The sequence below is a fragment of the Chryseolinea sp. H1M3-3 genome (assembly GCF_029360725.1).
Taxonomy (GTDB): domain Bacteria; phylum Bacteroidota; class Bacteroidia; order Cytophagales; family Cyclobacteriaceae; genus Chryseolinea.
Genome location: NZ_JARKMY010000002.1, coordinates 1,240,403 through 1,258,783 on the forward strand (window position 1 = coordinate 1,240,403; position 18,381 = coordinate 1,258,783).

Annotated in this window: 13 protein-coding genes; 12 read left to right on the top strand and 1 reads right to left on the bottom strand. The window is 40.0% G+C overall.

The annotated features are described in order from the left end of the window. Positions 1-437 precede the first annotated feature (437 nt). The 11 genes from P2W71_RS12730 (at position 438) to P2W71_RS12780 (ending at position 13,263) form a co-directional block, all read left to right on the top strand. Positions 438-1,178, top strand: a complete 741-nt coding sequence (locus P2W71_RS12730) for a response regulator (RefSeq protein WP_276371560.1) — start codon at positions 438-440, stop codon at positions 1,176-1,178. After that, entirely contained in the window at positions 1,175-4,153 is a 2,979-nt protein-coding gene (locus P2W71_RS12735) for a PAS domain S-box protein (RefSeq protein ID WP_276371563.1), read from the top strand. The genes P2W71_RS12730 and P2W71_RS12735 overlap by 4 nt, the downstream gene beginning before the upstream one ends. 17 nt (positions 4,154-4,170) lie before the next feature. After that, positions 4,171-4,875: a LytTR family DNA-binding domain-containing protein gene (locus P2W71_RS12740; protein WP_276371566.1), complete on the top strand. Its 705-nt coding sequence runs from the start codon at positions 4,171-4,173 to the stop codon at positions 4,873-4,875. A 336-nt stretch (positions 4,876-5,211) separates the two neighbouring features. Then, positions 5,212-7,437 (top strand): PAS domain-containing methyl-accepting chemotaxis protein, encoded by a 2,226-nt coding sequence (locus P2W71_RS12745; RefSeq protein ID WP_276371569.1) that lies wholly within the window; start codon positions 5,212-5,214, stop codon positions 7,435-7,437. 94 nt (positions 7,438-7,531) lie between these two features. Further along, entirely contained in the window at positions 7,532-8,056 is a 525-nt protein-coding gene (locus P2W71_RS12750) for a chemotaxis protein CheW (RefSeq protein ID WP_276371571.1), read from the top strand. Next, positions 8,056-8,511, top strand: coding sequence for a chemotaxis protein CheD (locus tag P2W71_RS12755; RefSeq protein WP_276371573.1), 456 nt, complete (start codon positions 8,056-8,058; stop codon positions 8,509-8,511). Before P2W71_RS12750 ends, P2W71_RS12755 begins: the two co-directional genes overlap by 1 nt. Before the next feature lie 11 nt (positions 8,512-8,522). Further along, positions 8,523-8,879, top strand: coding sequence for a response regulator (locus tag P2W71_RS12760; protein ID WP_276371576.1), 357 nt, complete (start codon positions 8,523-8,525; stop codon positions 8,877-8,879). 9 nt (positions 8,880-8,888) lie between these two features. Next, the gene (cheB, locus tag P2W71_RS12765; protein ID WP_276371578.1) at positions 8,889-9,917 is read left to right on the top strand and encodes a chemotaxis-specific protein-glutamate methyltransferase CheB; all 1,029 of its coding nucleotides are present in this window, start codon (positions 8,889-8,891) and stop codon (positions 9,915-9,917) included. Next, entirely contained in the window at positions 9,914-11,632 is a 1,719-nt protein-coding gene (locus P2W71_RS12770) for a chemotaxis protein CheA (protein ID WP_276371581.1), read from the top strand. The genes cheB and P2W71_RS12770 overlap by 4 nt, the downstream gene beginning before the upstream one ends. A gap of 7 nt (positions 11,633-11,639) precedes the next feature. Then, complete coding sequence (locus tag P2W71_RS12775) at positions 11,640-12,224, top strand: hypothetical protein (RefSeq protein ID WP_276371583.1); 585 nt, start codon at positions 11,640-11,642, stop codon at positions 12,222-12,224. 181 nt (positions 12,225-12,405) lie between these two features. After that, positions 12,406-13,263 carry a CheR family methyltransferase gene (locus P2W71_RS12780; protein ID WP_276371586.1) on the top strand — a complete coding sequence of 286 codons (858 nt, stop codon included), beginning with the start codon at positions 12,406-12,408 and terminating at the stop codon, positions 13,261-13,263. Between the two features lie 244 nt (positions 13,264-13,507). On the opposite strand, the gene P2W71_RS12785 is transcribed toward P2W71_RS12780, so the two are convergent. Beyond that, positions 13,508-15,046: a hypothetical protein gene (locus tag P2W71_RS12785; protein WP_276371588.1), complete on the bottom strand. Its 1,539-nt coding sequence runs from the start codon at positions 15,044-15,046 to the stop codon at positions 13,508-13,510. Positions 15,047-15,492: 446 nt separating this feature from the next. On the opposite strand from P2W71_RS12785, the gene P2W71_RS12790 reads away from it, so the two are divergent. Then, a complete protein-coding gene (locus P2W71_RS12790; protein WP_276371590.1) occupies positions 15,493-18,270 on the top strand; it encodes a tetratricopeptide repeat protein in 2,778 nt (925 codons plus the stop codon). The last annotated feature ends 111 nt before the right edge of the window (positions 18,271-18,381 follow it).

An 18,381-nucleotide genomic window follows, 5' to 3' on the forward strand; every position in this document is an offset into this window, starting at 1 on the left:
AGACTCCAAACTTACCATCCACGGGATCCAAACGGTCAAATTTTAGATACGGGCCTCAGATTAGACGATGAATTCATGCTATGACACGGCAGGTAATTTAGTGATTACTATTCGTCACCAAAGTAAAACAAGGTACAGCGCTGTATTGTCGTGCAAGATACCGATTCTAGCGTGTAAAAATGGTGAATCACCTAACTAGTCACTTTGATAGCAATATAGTCGGTAATCTTGCAGCAGTAAGGAGTAAACGGAATGACACGCCATCTGACAACTAAAGTCAGCATGGCAAAGCCGATATTGTGCCTCGGCTGTTTGGTACTCCTAGTATTATGCAGCGTTTTAGCTAAAGAACTATTCTTTCGATGAAGGGTCGATATCAAAAAAGTAATGCATAACAAGGCTTTCAAAATGCTAACTATTTATAAACGTTAATTAAAATGGATCAACGTCAAATCGACCTCAGAAAATTGCATCATACAATGGATGATGATATTGAGCGGATAGAAAATTTTATAGCCGTTTTTATAAAAAGCACGCCGTCAATAACTGAACAGGTTGAGAAATCTCTATTGGATGGAAAATGGCAGAATGCTGCGGATTTAATACATGGATTAAAACCGCGTTATGGTTACCTGGATTTGACAGAAGTCATGGATCAGTTAACGGAATGGGAGACCTCACTGCGTCTGGGTACAGGTAATGATTATAGTCAACGGTTGAATCTTTTAAAGAAGTATAATGCCGAAATCATATTTAGTTTAAAGGAGACCAGATTTTATAAGCATGTAAAAGCAGACGGCGGTTCATTGTTGCAAGGCAAATGTGTTCTCGTGGCTGAGGACGATGAAATTAACGCGATGGTATTTGAGCTCTTTATAAAAGAGCAAGGAGCCACTGTTATTGTTGCTAGAGATGGAAATGAAGCTTTGCAATTTGCGCTGGATAATTACCCGGATATGATATTCATGGATGTGCACATGCCTTTTTTTAGTGGACTTGATGCCATAAAGGAGTTAAGGAAAAAAGGTATTTCATGCCCAATAGTTTCGCTTTCGGCATCTACACGACTTAATGAGAAACAAAACTCTCTGGATGCCGGCGCTGATGATTTTCTTGTTAAACCTGCCAATCGCGATACTATTAATAAAGCGTTATTAAAATACCTGATTTCAAAATGACATTCTTTAGAAGGTGCATTCTTTTTCTGTTTCTGAGTACATGCGTTGCGCATGCCCAACCGGAACAGAACGAAAGTGAACTTTTTGAATTATCAAGCGCCGCACTTCGAAATGGCGCTTATGATGAAGCTGAGAGAATAGGCAGAAAGATTATCCAGTCTCCAGATCGGTCTGCGAACATTTTAATCAAGGCGAAAACCCACAGGTTAATGGCATCGATATCCTCATTTTACTATTTAAAATCGGGTGAGATTGAGCATTTATTTAAATCGTATTGGTATTTTATAAAGAGTGGCGATGTTAACGGACAGGCTGAAGCGCAAAGGCTTATTGGTAACTTTTATTTGGAATTGAAATTATTGGATGAAGCCAATACTTACCTGTTGCGTGGCTATCAGGACGCCACAATCAGTGCTGATACAATAATGCAAATAGATATATTGAATTCGAGAGGCCAACTTGCTTGTTTGCAACATGATCTTCAAAAGTCTCTGATGATTTACGACAGCGCTCTTCTGCTTTCAAGAAGAAAAGGCTACCGGCATGGAATAATGGAGGCATCATATAAAAAAGCTCAAGTATACAGGGAAGACAAGCAACCTGAAAAGATGATGGAGAGTATAAAAACTGCTTTAAAATATCAAACGACTAACAGCGATACGCTGGGTTTTCTTTATAGTGAATTAGGTCTTGCATACCTGGACATCCATTGGTTGGACTCAGCAAATTATTATTTGGAGGAGGCGTTATCGCTTCATCAAAAAAGTAAGAACAAGTTACACTACCTTTTTCTTTTAAAGACCTTGGCGGCATTACGAGAAAGCCAAAAGAAATTTCAAAATGCCTTAGAACTGATGAACGAGTACGATAAACTAAGCTCACAGCTATTTACTGATCAATTGAAAACTGAGGTTAGCGGCGCAGCATCAAGGTTTAAACAACAAGAATCTCGACTGCGGATAGAGGAAGCTCGGGATCGCGATAGACAGATCCTTATATACATCGCCGTTGGGGCGATGTCAATATTATCTTTTTCATTGTTTATTCTCTGGCTGCGCAAAAACACTAGGATATTTCGTGCGCAAAAAATAGAATTAAATTCTGTCTTGCAGAATTTAAAAGAACGTGAACAACTTCTTCGTCAGTTGTTTGATCACAGCTCAAACCTCATTTTAACACATACACTCGACGGAAAAATTATATCTTCTAACATGGCATTTCATCATACTTTTCAATCAGGACCAAAGGACTTGATGGGAAGGTTTGTGTTCGATTTTATTCATCCGGAGTTTAAAAGTAAACTTCCAAACATACTAAGGGAGTTGAAAAAACACGGTAGCAGCAAAGGTTGGATTAAAGTGGTTAACGTTCAAGGGACTATACGCATTTTGAGGTTTCAGAGCAAAATACTCTCAAGCAATCAGAACGAGTCTTACGTCATAACATTTGCGCTAGATGATACGGATGCTTATGAAGCCCGCCTGGAGACTGAACAAGAGCGAAACAGGCTTCTTTCGGTGATGGAAAATTCGCCAGACGTTTATTCTATACTGGACAGAGAAGGAAGGGTCGCCTATATGAATCGATCCTATTTTTTTGACGTTAAGCATATCATTGGTAAAAAAGTAAGTGAGTTTTTGCCGGTTGAACGTGGAGAAAGGTTTGTCGCGGAAATCAAAAAAATATTTGAAACGAAAAAGGCTATTCAATCAGAAGAACATTTACATGATCAGATTTACCTGACAAAGCTAATTCCTATAATTCATCAGGGCAATGTTATCGAAGTGCTGACGGTAAACACTAACATTACAGAATTGCGCAGAGGAAAGGAACGAGAGCATGAACTGAACATCGAGATTCGCAAAAGTGAAAGCAGGTATCGCCGGCTTGTTGAGGAAAGCATGGTGCTGATATGTTCTCATGATATGGACGGAATACTGTTGAGTGTAAATAAACCTGGAGCAAAACTAATCAACTATACACCGGAAGAACTTATCGGACACAGGTTAAGTGAATTTCTTCCTGATGAATTTCGAGCTGATTTTGAATTCTATCTCGAGCACATCAAAAAGCATGGATCTTTTGAAGGATTTTTAACCATCCTTGCAAAGGATAAACGTAAGCTTATTTTCCTTTGCCGAAACGTATTGTTGAAAGAAGAAGGTACAACACCTTATGTTCTTGGATCGGCGCAGGACGTAACGGACTGGAAAAAATCAGAATACCGGGAAAGCAAAATAATGGAAGAATTACAAAAGGCAAAGGAGGAAGCGGAAGAGTCTAATCGTCTAAAAACAATTTTTCTTGGCAATCTGTCGCATGAAGTACGGACACCTTTGCAAGGAATTCTTGGTTTTGCTGAGATTCTGGAAAATGCTGAATTACCTGATTCTAAGAGAAAGGAGTTTTTAAATATTATTAAGCGGAGAACTTCTGATATGCAAAATATCATTGAATCTTTGCTTGACATGGCGAGTCTGGAAAACGGTGAAATAAAATCCTTTCCGGTAGAAACGAATTTGAATGATTTTATTCTGGATGTTTTCACAAAAACCAAGCAGGATTTTTCCCTTACGGCAAAACCGATTCAAGTTGTATTTGAGAGTAACTTGCCTAAGAATGCACTTGCTTTGATAGATCCGCAGCACTTACATCAGGTTTTGACCAATCTTCTTAGGAATGCTATTAAATTTACAAATTCGGGTAGCATCACCGTGGACTGTGAAAACTCGAACGACTTTTATATCATTCATGTGATTGATACCGGCATTGGTATTGAACCGGGTAAAATCGAACATATCTTTAAACCCTTCAGGCAGGCGCATGAAGGGATAAGCAGATCTAAGGGAGGTATTGGCCTGGGGCTGTCCATTTCAAAAAAAATGGTGGAGTTGTGGGAAGGTACGATCGAACTTGTCTCTGAAATCGGAAAAGGAAGTACTTTTAGTTTCACTATCCCCAAAATTCATAATTAAGTTGTTCGCAACAAAACATGAAAAATAATACACTCACTTGTGCCATTGTTGAAGACGATGATTTGTCGTTGATGGTAGTAACTTCCTTGGCTGAAAAGACACGATTCCTTAAGATCGAAGCAACATTTAACTCGCCTGAACAGGCAATGATATGGTTGGCGAAAAATGAAATTGATTTATTATTTCTGGATGTTGAAATGCCTGGTATGTCTGGATTAGAAATGCTTCGCGTACTGCCATATAAGCCAGATGTCATCGTCATTAGCGGAAAGCCTGGATATGCTGTTGAGGCATTTGATTTGTCAGTCATTGATTATTTGATAAAGCCCTTGCAAGATTATTCCCGGTTCCTTGCCGCGGTCAACAAAGTTATTGCGAAGCGTAATACCAACATGGGGCAAGAACAGGAGGAGGAACACCTCTTCGTAAAAGTTGATTCACTGTTGTTGAAGCTAAATGTCGATGCCATTTTGTGGATCGAAGCGTTTGGTGATTATATTAAAATACAGACGATTGAAAAAACTTATACTGTTTACGCCACATTAAAAAAGCTTGAGGAAAAATTATCAAGTAAAAAGTTTGTGAGGGTGCATCGGTCCTTTATTGTCAACCTTTCCAAGATCAGCAATATCGATCCAAACAACCTTGAGATAAACAAAAAAATTATTCCCGTTAGCGCTACTTACAAGGAGCAATTACTTAGCCGAATCAGTATCTTATAGTAATTGTCGATTACTTCTCGGGTTCAACTCCTGTAGATTACTTCTTTTTGAAAGGACGATATCCGTCAGTTTTCCTCGTCTAGTCTTCATTCATCAGCTACAGGTGTGTGAAGGTGATCGAATCACGAAGCTAAGAAACCTCGAGTTACAAAAAGTCCATCAGTAATCATTTGTTGTTGCATCTACCGAGCATTCCCACCGTGTATAAGCCCTTATTCGACGTTCGGATAACATCGACTGGCTAATAAAAAGACCATGTCCCTGTCTGACTCATATTTTTATAGGAGAATATGAAGCGCATGGAAGCGCAAACCAATAAGTCACTTAAAAATATTTATGGAAAATTATTCAACTATGGAAAATGTATCACAAACTGCTGTAAAGAAATTAAGAGCTAAAAGCAAAGGCCATTCTAACGAGCATCAACTCGATATGAAAGGTCAGTTAGATGCGATCAACGCTGCATTCGCGTTTATCGAATTTGATACACAGGGAAATATTTTAGCGGCAAACGATATTTTTCTAGAGACGATGGGCTATTCTATCGACGAAATAAAAGGCAGTCATCATAGCATGTTTGTCAATGAAGCGTACAGCAAAACCAATGACTATAAAAAATTCTGGAATGACTTAAGAGCGGGAGTGTCGCAGTCAGGGGAATTCGCCCGTTTAGGAAATCATGGGAGGCAGGTTTGGTTAATTGCGTCTTATACCCCTGTAAAAGATGAGAAAGGTAATGTGTTCAAAATTATTAAGTTGGCAACGAATATTACCGAGTCCAAGGTTCAAAACTCAGCGTATAGCGGCCAGGTGGATGCAATTGGAAAGTCACAGGCGGTCATCGAATTTGGTATGGACGGCACAGTGATTACGGCAAATCAAAATTTTTTATCTGCCATGGGATATTCCCTTTCAGAAGTAAAAGGTAAGCACCACAGAATGTTTGTTGAAGACAATTATGGCAGAAGTGTTACCTACACTGAATTTTGGAGCAAGCTAAATCGGGGCGAATTTATTGCAGATGAATTTAAGCGGGTTGGCAAGGGAGGCAAGGAGGTATGGATTCAAGCATCCTACAATCCTATTCTTGATTTAAACGGCAATCCTTTTAAGGTCGTAAAATTTGCGACAGATGTAACGCAACAAAAAATAAAAAATGCGGACTATGAGGGGCAGCTATCAGCCATAGGAAAGTCGAATGCGGTAATCGAGTTTAACATGGATGGAACAATTATTACCGCCAATGATAATTTTTTAACGGCGCTCGGCGGGTATTCTCTTGCTGATATAAAAGGCAAACATCATAAAATATTCGTTGATGCGACTTATGCCCGCAGTAGTGACTATGCCGACTTTTGGAGGAAATTAAATAACGGTGAATTCCTGGTGGGTACCTATACCCGTCTTGACAAGCGTGGCAAGGAGATATATATCCAGGCCTCATACAATCCAATATTAGATATGAATGGCAAGCCGTTCAAGGTTGTTAAATATGCTTTGGACATGACCGAAGTAATTAGGGTGATTAAGGCAATGGCTAATGGTGATTTAAGTGCGCGTTGCGATATGTCCGTCGACAACGGTGGGCTTACTGGTGAAATTAATAAGGCACTTGAAAACCTGAATTCAGTTTTAGGAAATATAAGCCAGGGTTCTGAAGTTGTAGCGAAATCATCCGACCTGCTTCAAAAGAGAGTAGACGACATGCGCAGGAATACCAGTGAAGTTGCTACTGCGATCGCTCAAATGGCCAAAGGTGCTCAAGATCAAGCCCAAAAAACTGACGAATCTTCGAAACTTGTGAACTATGTTATGGCCTCTGCCAATGATATGGAAAAAAAGGCAGACGTAATCAACAAAGCGGCAGAGCGAGGATTGGAAAGTTCTACGCAAGGTTTAAAGACTGTAAGAGTGTTGGTAGAAAACATGGGTGGTATACGTGAATCGGCTGGGCAGACGTCACAATCTATTGGCGTCCTGACAAAACGTACTGAGGAAATAGGCCGTACGTTGAATGTCATCACAGACATTGCCAGTCAAACAAATCTGCTAGCGCTGAATGCGGCAATTGAAGCTGCACGTGCGGGAGATGCAGGACGGGGTTTTGCCGTTGTGGCTGAAGAGATCCGGAAGCTTGCAGAAGATTCACGGAAGTCGGCCGTTGAAATTGAAAAAATTATTGGAGATGTACAGAAGGATACTTTTGCGGCCGGTAAAGCAATTGATGCAATGGAGGCAAGTGTGAAGGAGGGGAACAAGTCTAGTGTAGAAGCTGAAAAAATATTTCAGGAAATTGCCAAATCTAGTGATGAGACGTTTGGCGCATCGAAAGAAATACAAGCTGCCACGCTCACTCAGAAAGAATCCATTGGGAGTGTCGTGAAGAACATAGAGCAGATTGTGGTAGTTTCTGAAGAAACGGCTGCGGGCACACAACAAGTAGCCAGCTCTAGTCAGCAAATGAATAGCGGAATGATGGAAATCGCCAAGGCGGGAGATGAGCTCTCGGCAGTAGCTGCAGAATTGCAGGCAGGTGTTACACAATTCAAACTTAAAAAGTAATGAATCCTGTTATCCGGCAACATAAACAAACAGGCCGCCCAAAGTAGCCTGTTTGCCGGAGGGATTGTCTTCTTTTAAAACAACGCTGAACAACATGATTGATTCAAAACAAAATGATAGCCAACAGACCGGTATTGGCAACGAACGTAGCACTCAAATAGTGGTGTTTAAACTCGGACAGGAGGAGTATGGATTACACATTGATCAAATCAAGGAGGTTGTCATTACTCCAAACATTACGAGAATGCCTCAGACTTCATCATTTATGAGAGGCGTAGCTAACATACGCGGCAATGTCATTGCCATTCTCGATTTAGAAAACAAGTTTGGGCTCGAATGCAGTAACGACCATGCTGTAAGTGAGAACAACTTCACATTGGTAATTGAAAGTGATGAATACAAGATGGGTATTTTGGTGCGTGATGTTCCAAACACGCTTTCCATTTCATCTGCGAGTATTGAGAATGCTGTTTTTACAGGTGATAACCAGGCAGGGCAATCGTATATCACAGGTATAGTGAAATTGGAAAAGCGGCTAATCATCATGATTGACATTTTCAAGGTTATTAATGATCAGGATGTTCAGCTTTTTAAAAAACAAAATGGACTGGCAGCGTAATGAGAGAGCAGACCCTAAATATTAATGATGTGGATGCAACAAGTAGACCTGTTATATATACGTGCTACGGCTTGGGTTCTTGTATTGCTTTGTTTGTTACCGATAGAATACGCGGACTATCTGGAGGCGCCCATATTCCATTGCCGTGTTCTCTGGAAAGCAGTGAATTTCTGGATGCAACAAGCATGATAGAGGCGCTACTCTCTTCATTCAGCACGAAGGGCAGTAACCTGAAATCGCTTTGTGCTAAGGTTACTGGCGGGGCACAAGTGTATACCAGCTCAATGAACATTGGGAAATTAAATACGTCAATTGTATTTCAAGAATTATTGAAGAGGAAAATTTTTATCGCGGGAGCAGATGTTGGAGGAAATGTTTCCCGTACAGCGCGCTTCAACAGTTTAAGCAGAGTGGTGCAAATTTCTACTTCAGATCAAAAGCGGTATTGTATTTAAAATAGAATATAATGAAAAAAAATGTATTAATCGTCGATGACTCATTGTATATGCGCACAGTGATCAAAGATGCCCTGGAATCTGCCGGGTTTCATGTCGTTGGCCAAGCTGCCAATGGAGAGGAAGCAATAGATCTGGCTTTTGAACTTCAACCGGACATCATTACACTTGATAATATACTGCCGGATATGATCGGAACGGATATTTTAAAAGTCTATTCCGGGGAAGGCTTGTTGTCAAAAGTAATTATGATCAGTGCTGTTGGGCAGGAATCAGTAATTCATGAGGGGCTAAGTCTGGGAGCAAAGGCGTATATCGTTAAGCCTTTCACTTCTGAGCAGCTGTTGCATGAAATAAATAAGCTTTAATACCTAATTATGGGGAGTCATAAAGTCAAGACACTGCTCATTGAAGATTCTGGTTTTATGAGAATATTATTATCAGATCTCTTAAGAAGGGATAGTAATATTGAAGTGATAGGCACTGCAGCCAATGGGTTAGATGGCGTGGAAAAAGTTAAAGTGCTTAGGCCAGACGTTGTGATAACAGACATGGTCATGCCACGCTATGATGGGCTATATGTTGTTCAACAGCTAATGAAAGATTTGCCCCTGCCTATTATCCTTTTGAGTTCGCTAGACAGAACTGACCCTAAAATATTTGAGGCGCTTAAAGAAGGTGCCTTTGATTTTGTAGATAAACCAGCGGAAAGTGAAGTTCTTGGTGGATACCTGCCACTAACGCGTATGGTACGCGAGGCTTCTCTCACTGATTACTTGAAATTAAATCAGCGACTGAAAGGCAAAAATACATTTGAGCATACATTTGCGGCAAAACTTAATTATGAGATTATAGCCATTGGAGCATCAACAGGGGGACCGAGCGCGGTGGAATTGATTTTGAGTAATCTCCCTACCAACCTTTCCCTTCCAGTTGTAATTGCACAACACATGCCTGAACGATTTATAGAATCATTTGCTGTCAGACTTAATGAGTCGACGGGTATAAGGGTTAGTGTTGCTAAAAATGGAGAACAGCTGCTTGGTCAGCACATTTATATGGCTCCTGGTACAGCAAATATGCGAATTGAAATGTCGGACTCCGGCCCTGTAGTACAATATGTAACAGATGAATACAAAGAGTTCAATCAGCCTTCCATTGATTGCCTGTTTGAATCGGTAGCAAAAATCTATGGAAGGCGGGCAGTTGGCGTAATACTCACAGGTATGGGCCGAGATGGAGCCGTTGGGCTTAACAAAATAAAAGATGCAGGCGGGCTTACAATTGCTCAGGACGAACATTCTTCCGTGGTATATGGAATGCCTAAAATGGCAATGGAATCTGGTGCCGCCATCCATCAGATCCCAGTTACTGAAATTTCCAATTTTATTATTAGTGCTTTATGAGTATACAGAAAGAGAAAGAGTACCGCGAGATTTTTTTAGCTGAAGCATTAGAAAATTACACAGAGATCAACAGGCTGCTTACAGCGTTAGAGAAAAGTGTTGGTGATTTAAAAGTGGTTCAGGCGCTCTTTCGCCTTACTCATACGTTAAAAGGTAACGCTACGGGTATGGGATACGAAAAAATTGCTGAAATGGCACATGTGATGGAAGACTTTTTCGGCGAAGTACGTGATGGAAGAATTGTGTTGGGTACAGATATTTTTACCTCAGTATTTAAGTCTGCCGATGTGCTGGGTCAGCTGATAGATTCGATAAAAACTCAAAAAGATGTTAAGTATCGTGGAATCAAAACCAAGTTGGAAGTGTTAATCAAAGCCGCCAAGCAAGGTTACTCGTTGTCTCAGCCAAATGGCCAATCTCAAAGTAAGTCTGAATTGGTAAAAGTTGACCCCAGTGAGGAGAATGAAATGGATGCCGATTCCGGTGAATCAGTGGTGGTCTCTTTCTCAGACCTCGTCCAGGTTCCTGTAAAAAAGCTTGATGATCTTCTTGACCTTGTGGGTGAGTTAGTGATTGAGCGTGATCGAATCATTGCAAATAATATGAGATCGCATTCGACAAATGAATTTTCCAGATTGAATAGGATTTCTTCAGACTTGCAATATTCTGTAATGGATGTTCGCTTGGTTCAAGTTGGCTTCTTGTTTAATAAATTTCATCGCATTGTTCGTGATGCATCCACTAAGGAGAGCAAGCATGTAATGTTAAAGCTTGAAGGTTCTGAGACTGAGATTGATCGAAATATTCTGCAGGTTATTAGCGATTCTCTTATTCACTTGATTAGAAATGCTATTGGGCATGGAATTGAAAGACCTGAACAAAGAAAACAAAACGGTAAACCTGAAGAAGGCACCGTGACACTTTCTGCCAGCAGCGAATCAGATACTGTAATTATTAAGATTAAGGATGATGGTGTTGGAATTGATCCACAGCGTATAAAAAATAAGGCAATAGAAAGGGGTCTAATTAGTTTGCAAGACGCAGCTTTGATGACCAACAGGGACTTGACTATGTTGATTTTTGAGCCCGGCTTTTCTACTATCGATGAGGTGACTGCGATTTCGGGTAGAGGTGTTGGAATGGACGTTGTGAAGAAAGCTATTGACTCTGTGGGAGGCACCGTGGCGGTAGATTCTATGATTGGCGAAGGCACTATCTTTACCTTGACATTACCTTCTTCAATGGCAGTAAAATCTACCTTGCTGTTTGAACTTGGTTCTCAAACCTATGCCATTCCACTTTCGTATACCGAGTCCGTTATTTCAATATTTAAATCGGATATTCATAAGACAGGAAATGAATTAATTACAATATATCTGAATAAGACGATTCACATCGTGTTTTTGAGCGATTTGTTTGATCCCAGCTATGACAAAAAAGCCGGGAAATATAAATCATTTGACAAGCTACAGTCGAAGGCGAAGCTCGAGGTAGTTGTTGTATCCTTTGGTGGAAATAGAATCGGATTCATCGTGGACAAGCTCCTACAACAGAAAGAGATCGTCGAAAAACCATTGAAGAAGCCATTTGACTCCATTTCTTTTTTAAGTGGTGTAACGATTCTGGGCAATGGGAATGTATGTCTTGCCTTAAGCATACCAGGTGTCCTCAACGCATTGTTTAATAGCCAAGTCAATAGAACAATTAATGCTTAAATCCATAATGAAAAATAAATCTGATATTGAAAATAATTTAGTTAATGCATTTGAATCTGGTTACTCAAACGCAGCGAACTCATTAGCGCAATTAACCAAAAACAAAATTGGCTTCAGGAAGTCCGACAATGGATTTCATAGTCTTGAGTCGGATTTTTTTTCTGTTGGTAATGAAATTATTGCCAGAGGGAATCATCGGATAATCATTACAGAAATTTTTGGTGATGTAACCGGAAAAAGTTATTTATTTCTTTCGGAAAGCGACTACAATTTGTTTTCAGCCGGGATACCAGAAAGCAAAGATCCTTCAATCAATTTAAAAGAAGAATTTTTAAAGGAGTTAGATAACATATTGTCTGCGTCTGTTATCACACGACTCTCTAATGAATTGCACTTAAAGATGTATGGTAACGTACCAACGCTATTGGAGAAAGTTACGGCAAGAATTAGTGATATTATTTATGATGATTTTATAGATGAAAGTGAAGAAGTGTATATCGATACAACATTTTTTGTGGTTGATAATAATAATCATGTGTGCCCATTTTTTGTATGGGTACTGGATAGTAAAACTTTGGCCAAAACAGCTTAGTTGAAAAGTATCATATCAGCCTCCGCTCATCAACAGTTTTTAAAAACGCCTTATGGTAAAGGAATGGTAGCGAAAAACATTAGCAAATGGTTGAAAGGCTCATTTACAAGAGCCGGGAATTTAAAAAAAAAATAGTCACTGGGTGGTAATTGAAGGCCCTGTAATTTAACAAACCAAGAGCATGAAAATCGAAACACTGAATGAGGTAATGATCATTTCAGACGAAGAGCTCAAATCTCTGACTGATGCCATCCAGCAACGTCATGGAATTGATTTTTCGTGTTACGAACCGAAGTCATTGAAACGAAGAATAATAAGGGCACTTCATGTACTGAAATTTAATTCTGTGCACGAGCTGTGGGTAAAAATTTTAAAGGAACATGGATTCATTTATTCCTTTATGGATGAAATCAGTGTCGGCCTTACAGCTATGTTCCGTGATCCCATTCTGTGGATCAAACTAAAGGAACTACTCAATAGTGATTTTTTTTCGAGCAAAGACTTGACGGTCTGGCATGCCGGATGTTCCACAGGGGAAGAGGTTTATACGATGGGGATTGTATTAAAAGAATCGTCTTTTTCGAAGCCAGTAATAGCAAAAGCAACAGACATTAGCAAGAATGCCATAGAGATAGCCCGGGCTGGTTCATATATAAATATGAAAATGGATGAGTATCAACAAAATTATGTCTCGTTTAATTCACGTGGGACGTTAAGGAAATATTTCAGCGATACAAATGCGGGGATTGGCATGATGGATACAAAGTTAGTCAGTCACGTTACGTTCGAGTATCACAACCTGATTACCGGTGACTTCAATGCGCGGTATGATATAATTTTTTGCAGGAATGTGATGATCTATTTTGATAATGGTGCGAAGTTAAAATTGTTTGATAAATTTTATAATTCCCTCAATGATAATGGCCTGTTGATTATCGGATTTTACGACGCAGTTCTTCCTTTAATAGACGATAAAAAATTTAGGGTGCTCGATATGGATTCTAAGATCTTTCAGAAAAACAGTTCGAGTGTATCTTGAGAAGAATATACAATATAGTTAACAAAATCAGACATAGAAGTCCCTGGTTATGTAGTCGAAGAACTTAACTAGAATCGTTGATATTGTGTTTTCCTGAAATTTTGCCGTTGCGTTGGTAGCTATGGCGTTTATACGTTGGAAGCGTAGATTTCATGCCTATTCGTACCGGGAGTAATTTCCACGGTTATAATATTTGATATATCCATCACGTTAGTTCGCATTGTTGATTGCTTCTTGCTACTTATCATTCATAATAAAACTCTGCTTTGCTGTGATACGGAGAAACCGGATCAGCATCTCCGAAGCCGGATTTGTAGGATGTAATTTGTTTTGTGGGATAGCCATCCGAATCGTATGTATAATCATATGATACCGGAATAAGCGTTGGAAATACACAAGCTTGATGGTCGACACGTTCTGTGAGTTTATTGTTGTTCGCCCAGTTTCGGAATTGAACGTCTAAATACCCAAGATGCCTGAAAGGATTGATTTGCTTATCGAAGGCATAGATTCCTTTGCTACACAATTGTCCGGCTTTTATAATTTGATCGCTGACGATATTGTTAAAACTGGTGTTGAAATCATAACGGAATGAATTACCGTTGGAGAATGTGAAGGCTACACTTCCGTTGTGGGTATCTTCATTGTTTGTCACTACCAGGGTAGTGGTAATTCCGCTATTTAAGTTTGTCTCAACGATTTTATCCTGTTCGCCGTAAGTATAGTTAAGCTCTTTAAAGTATTTACCCTGCTGACGCCCTACGATTTTTGAAACCCGCGTGCCTTCGTACGTAAAATTCTCTGTGGTGAATTCTTCAAATTGCATTGTTTGAGCATTGAATAGTTCATAACGAATTTGGTCCAGACGGCCGTCTCCTTTGTACACAAAAAATGTTCTGGACTCAGGTTGATAAGTTATTCCTGTAGGAACATTGACTTCGCGAGACGTGATAAGAGACGTTAATTTTTTTGCGGCCTTGGATCCCACCAGCGCATATGTATGGGGTTGCGGCCCATCGGCTCTGCCCTCCCAAATGGTTTGCGCCGGAATATCGGATACAACGGCGCTAACGCCCCACGTGTCTACGAGTTCAATGCTGTAGTGGTGAAATCCGTTTTTTATCGCGATGATATTGTCTTCGGGTCCTACGAAATTATAGTCCTTTGTCCAGCGCACACTGTTGGATATATCATAACCTTTAACCCGGAGCGTTGCATCCACATTTTCATAATGGACACCGCCGATATCAATCTTTACGTTACATTTCAGAGATACGTTTGCGATCTCAAATCCAAAACCAACGTAGCCAAAACTTTCTGGTCTATCATCTTCATTTACAGTCAATACCTGAGGGGACAACCGGGTTGTAATGTTTCGTGATACGGAAAAATTGATGGGTAGGGGGTCGTCAACAAAGCTTTCAAGATCAGCACCTTCTAAAGGTGTGGCATAGATTACAATATTGGCTGCGTCCTGAACAAGGAATTTGGTGAGTTTGTAATCACCAGGTGTTAATTCAATAGCTTCAGTTACATAGCTTTCCCCAAAAGTATGCAGCGTCAGCTTTTTATCTTTTATAATTTCTTTTCCATTAATGTCTTCCAGACTGAGAAGAATGAAAGCTGGAACTGACGTGCCGGATATTCTGCCACCAGTACTTTTTTGTTTTTCGGAGAAAGTGAAAGTAGCGCTTGCTTTTGTGGGTGTCACTTCATCAGGCTTGTCACAAGAATGTAAAATCAGGATAACAGCCAAACTGGCAATCAATTTTATTGTTTTCATAAAGGTTGTGTGCGCTATTTTAAACGTCCAAAATTATAGACAAAGCCAACGATATAGCGAGACAATTGTTGCAAACCCGGATATTCTTGTTACACGGTACTGTAACACAAGAAAATAGCAGCTGGGTAAGCCGGACGCGTTTTCAAAGGTTATTTGTGGTGGATGTGTGAATTCTATAGAATGATGTCTCAACGTTCTCTTGTACAAAGGGGTTGTCGGCGAAGTATAAATAGGGTGAACGCTGATGACGCCGGGGTAACAAGTTTGCTCGTACTTTTTATAACAGCATTAATAATGGAGCTTCGTATAAACGTTTACAAATTGGTTACGTAACATGTCTTTGCACTGAGGTCAAATCAAATTTGCTTTGTACATCAAAATCAAACCAGAGCGGATCAAGAGCCCGTGTGATTATCTCTGAGCCATTTTTTTTCTTTGGACTTTCTATGAACAGATTATTTTTTGCATTGCTGTTGCTATGTATGAGCTGCGGAGCGTGGTGTCAGAATAAAAAGCTGGACAGCCTCTATACTGAATTGCGAAACCACACAGGCGAGGATTCTGTACGTGCGTTGCTATTGGTCAGCATCTGCTATTATGAATACACTGCTAACAATGAAAAGAACAAAGCGCTTGCGGCTGAAGCATTGAGAATTTCAAAAAACATCAACTATACTCGAGGTATAGGGATGGCTTTAAAGTATCATTCACTCTACTATTGGGTAAATGGTAATTACGAGCAGGCGATTGTTTACGCGATTGAGATGCTAAAGGTTTTTGAAGGGACCTCCGACAGACTTGGAGTGAGTCAGTCTTATAATTTGCTGGGTCTTATCTATGAAAGAAACAAAGAGTTTGACAAAGCGGAAGCATACTATTTTAAAGCATTGGAAGTTCGGCAAAAAGCCGGATTACGAAAAGATGTTGCCTACAGTTATAACAGTCTGGGGAGTTTGAGTTTCAGTCAGGGAAAATATGATGATGCTTTAGCATACTTTCATAAATCACTGGAGATAAGAAAAGAAATACACGATGAAGAAGCCTTAAGCCAAACGTATGGAAATATTGCTGCTGTTCATGTTACAAAAAAAGACTACATCCGCGCGCTGGAGTATTCGCAAAAAGCATTTGAGCTACTTCAAAACTCACCCAACCAATATCGCATTGCAGTCAATCTTTCTACGCTTGGAGAAATTTATAGTCATTTAAAAAAATATGCACTGGCAGAATCGTATTTGTTTAAGGCAGAATCGTTGGCAAAAAATATGCGTCACAAGGAAGTGCTGGTTGAGACGTATAGTCGGTTACGACTACTGGAAAATTTACGGGGTAGATTTAAATCAGCAATGGACTATTCGGAATTAATGCATACTTACAAAGACAGCATTTACACCGAAAACAAGGCGAAACAAATAGCGCAAGCAGAGGCTTTGTACGAAAGTGAAAAAAAGGACAGAAAAATACTTGAGCTTGAGCAGCATGAGCAATTTCAAAAGTTGAAACAACGGTATTTATTAATTGCATTGTTTACGGCTATTTCGGTCTTTTTATTGATTTATCTACTACAACGGTCGCACAATAAAAAGATTCGGTCATTTCTCGAAGTTCAAAAATCACTCAATCAGAAGCTTCAGGAGACCGATCAGTTAAAATCAAAATTTTTTGCAAATATCTCCCATGAATTTCGTACACCTTTGTCGCTCATCCTTGCTCCGGTTGAAGCAAAATTATTGTCACCTGCTCTGATGAAGTCCGACCGAGAGTCTTTCATGCTTATTCGGCGCAATGCTAACAGGTTGCACGCGTTGATCGATCAGTTGTTGGATTTGTCCAAGCTTGAGGCGGGTAAGATGGAGTTGCAAATACAAAAAGGCGACATCATAAAATTGATTAGAGAAATATGTGCATCGTTTGACTCGCTTGCGGAGCATAAAGAAATTCAATTTTTAAAAAACCTTCCTTCTGATATGGATGATGGCTGGTATGATCACGATAAACTTGAAAAAATTTTTAATAATCTTTTATCGAATGCTTTTAAGTTCACACCGTTTGGTGGCAAGGTGGAATTGTCTGTGAATGGCTCGGCTGCATCTGGTGAACTTAATATACGCATAATGGATACCGGTAAAGGCATTCCTGCAGTAGATCTGCCTCACATCTTTTCTCCGTTTTATCAAACAAATTATACAGTAGATGATGGACATCCAGGAACGGGTATTGGATTGTCGCTGGTGCATGAGCTGGTGCGGCTTTATGGCGGCACTGTGGCGGTGGAAAGCGATATAAATGTGGGCTCCATTTTTTCAGTGACGCTGCCAATCGTTGAAAATCGGTTTCCGCCTTCAACGGTTAAGGTGATCGTAAATGAGGTTCAATCTACTGCATCAAGGGAGATAGGATCAGTTCTCACCGATGGCCCATCCGTTGATGAGTCAGACACGGAAATAAAAAAACTGCAGCAAGATGTTGTACTCGTTATAGAAGACAATCGTGATTTGAGAAATTTTATTTCAGCAAACCTGAGTGACGCATTTTCGATCTTAACTGCCCAGGATGGAGAAGAGGGATTAACAATGGCTGTAAATCATATTCCTAATTTGATTATTTCCGATGTAATGATGCCTGTAATGGATGGTATTGAATTCGCCGAGAAAATAAAATCGGATGAGCGTACATGTCACATCCCAATTGTACTACTAACAGCGAAAGCAGATTTAGAATCGCGTATAGAAGGATTAGCGACTGGTGCCGACGATTATCTTTCAAAGCCTTTTTCTACCGTTGAACTTCGGGTGCGTGTTGAAAATTTAATAGCGCAAAGAAAAAAGTTAGCGAACAAGTACAAGGCCGGATTGGCAGTAGCAGGCCCGGTGCACCGGGAAAATTCACTCGACGAAAAGTTTTTACAAAAGGCAAAAGTAATAGTGGAGACAAATATCGGTAATCCACTTTTTGGTGTCGAGCAAATGGCGGAAGAGATCAATTTAAGCCGTGCTCAGCTATTTCGTAAACTGAAAGGTATCACTGGACTTTCTCCCATTGAATTTATCAACGATATCCGGTTAAATAAAGCCGCCGCACTTATACAAGCAAAAGCGGATATCCTGACACAGATCGGCTACTCTGTTGGTTACAATGAACAATCTTATTTCGCGAAACGCTTTAGGAAAAAATTTGGAATGTCACCACGTGAGTATGCTGCACAATCTGAGAAGCATAATTAATATTTACATTTTTGAACAAGTTACGTTGTTTTTGCTACGCAAGTCCTGAGGCCGGCTAACCTTTTGCAACAGTAACTTCACGCTCGTCCTGCCTGAAAGTATGCTATTAAG

What these genes read in the sequence shown, in the direction of transcription:
- P2W71_RS12755 (WP_276371573.1), top strand. Translation starts at nt 8,056, where the DNA reads ATGAGAGAGCAGACCCTAAATATTAATGATGTGGATGCAACAAGTAGA.
- cheB (WP_276371578.1), top strand. Translation starts at nt 8,889, where the DNA reads ATGGGGAGTCATAAAGTCAAGACACTGCTCATTGAAGATTCTGGTTTT.
- P2W71_RS12785 (WP_276371588.1), bottom strand. Translation starts at nt 15,046, where the DNA reads ATGAAAACAATAAAATTGATTGCCAGTTTGGCTGTTATCCTGATTTTA.
- P2W71_RS12735 (WP_276371563.1), top strand. Translation starts at nt 1,175, where the DNA reads ATGACATTCTTTAGAAGGTGCATTCTTTTTCTGTTTCTGAGTACATGC.
- P2W71_RS12780 (WP_276371586.1), top strand. Translation starts at nt 12,406, where the DNA reads ATGAAAATCGAAACACTGAATGAGGTAATGATCATTTCAGACGAAGAG.
- P2W71_RS12745 (WP_276371569.1), top strand. Translation starts at nt 5,212, where the DNA reads ATGGAAAATTATTCAACTATGGAAAATGTATCACAAACTGCTGTAAAG.
- P2W71_RS12740 (WP_276371566.1), top strand. Translation starts at nt 4,171, where the DNA reads ATGAAAAATAATACACTCACTTGTGCCATTGTTGAAGACGATGATTTG.
- P2W71_RS12770 (WP_276371581.1), top strand. Translation starts at nt 9,914, where the DNA reads ATGAGTATACAGAAAGAGAAAGAGTACCGCGAGATTTTTTTAGCTGAA.
- P2W71_RS12730 (WP_276371560.1), top strand. Translation starts at nt 438, where the DNA reads ATGGATCAACGTCAAATCGACCTCAGAAAATTGCATCATACAATGGAT.
- P2W71_RS12790 (WP_276371590.1), top strand. Translation starts at nt 15,493, where the DNA reads ATGAACAGATTATTTTTTGCATTGCTGTTGCTATGTATGAGCTGCGGA.
- P2W71_RS12750 (WP_276371571.1), top strand. Translation starts at nt 7,532, where the DNA reads ATGATTGATTCAAAACAAAATGATAGCCAACAGACCGGTATTGGCAAC.
- P2W71_RS12775 (WP_276371583.1), top strand. Translation starts at nt 11,640, where the DNA reads ATGAAAAATAAATCTGATATTGAAAATAATTTAGTTAATGCATTTGAA.
- P2W71_RS12760 (WP_276371576.1), top strand. Translation starts at nt 8,523, where the DNA reads ATGAAAAAAAATGTATTAATCGTCGATGACTCATTGTATATGCGCACA.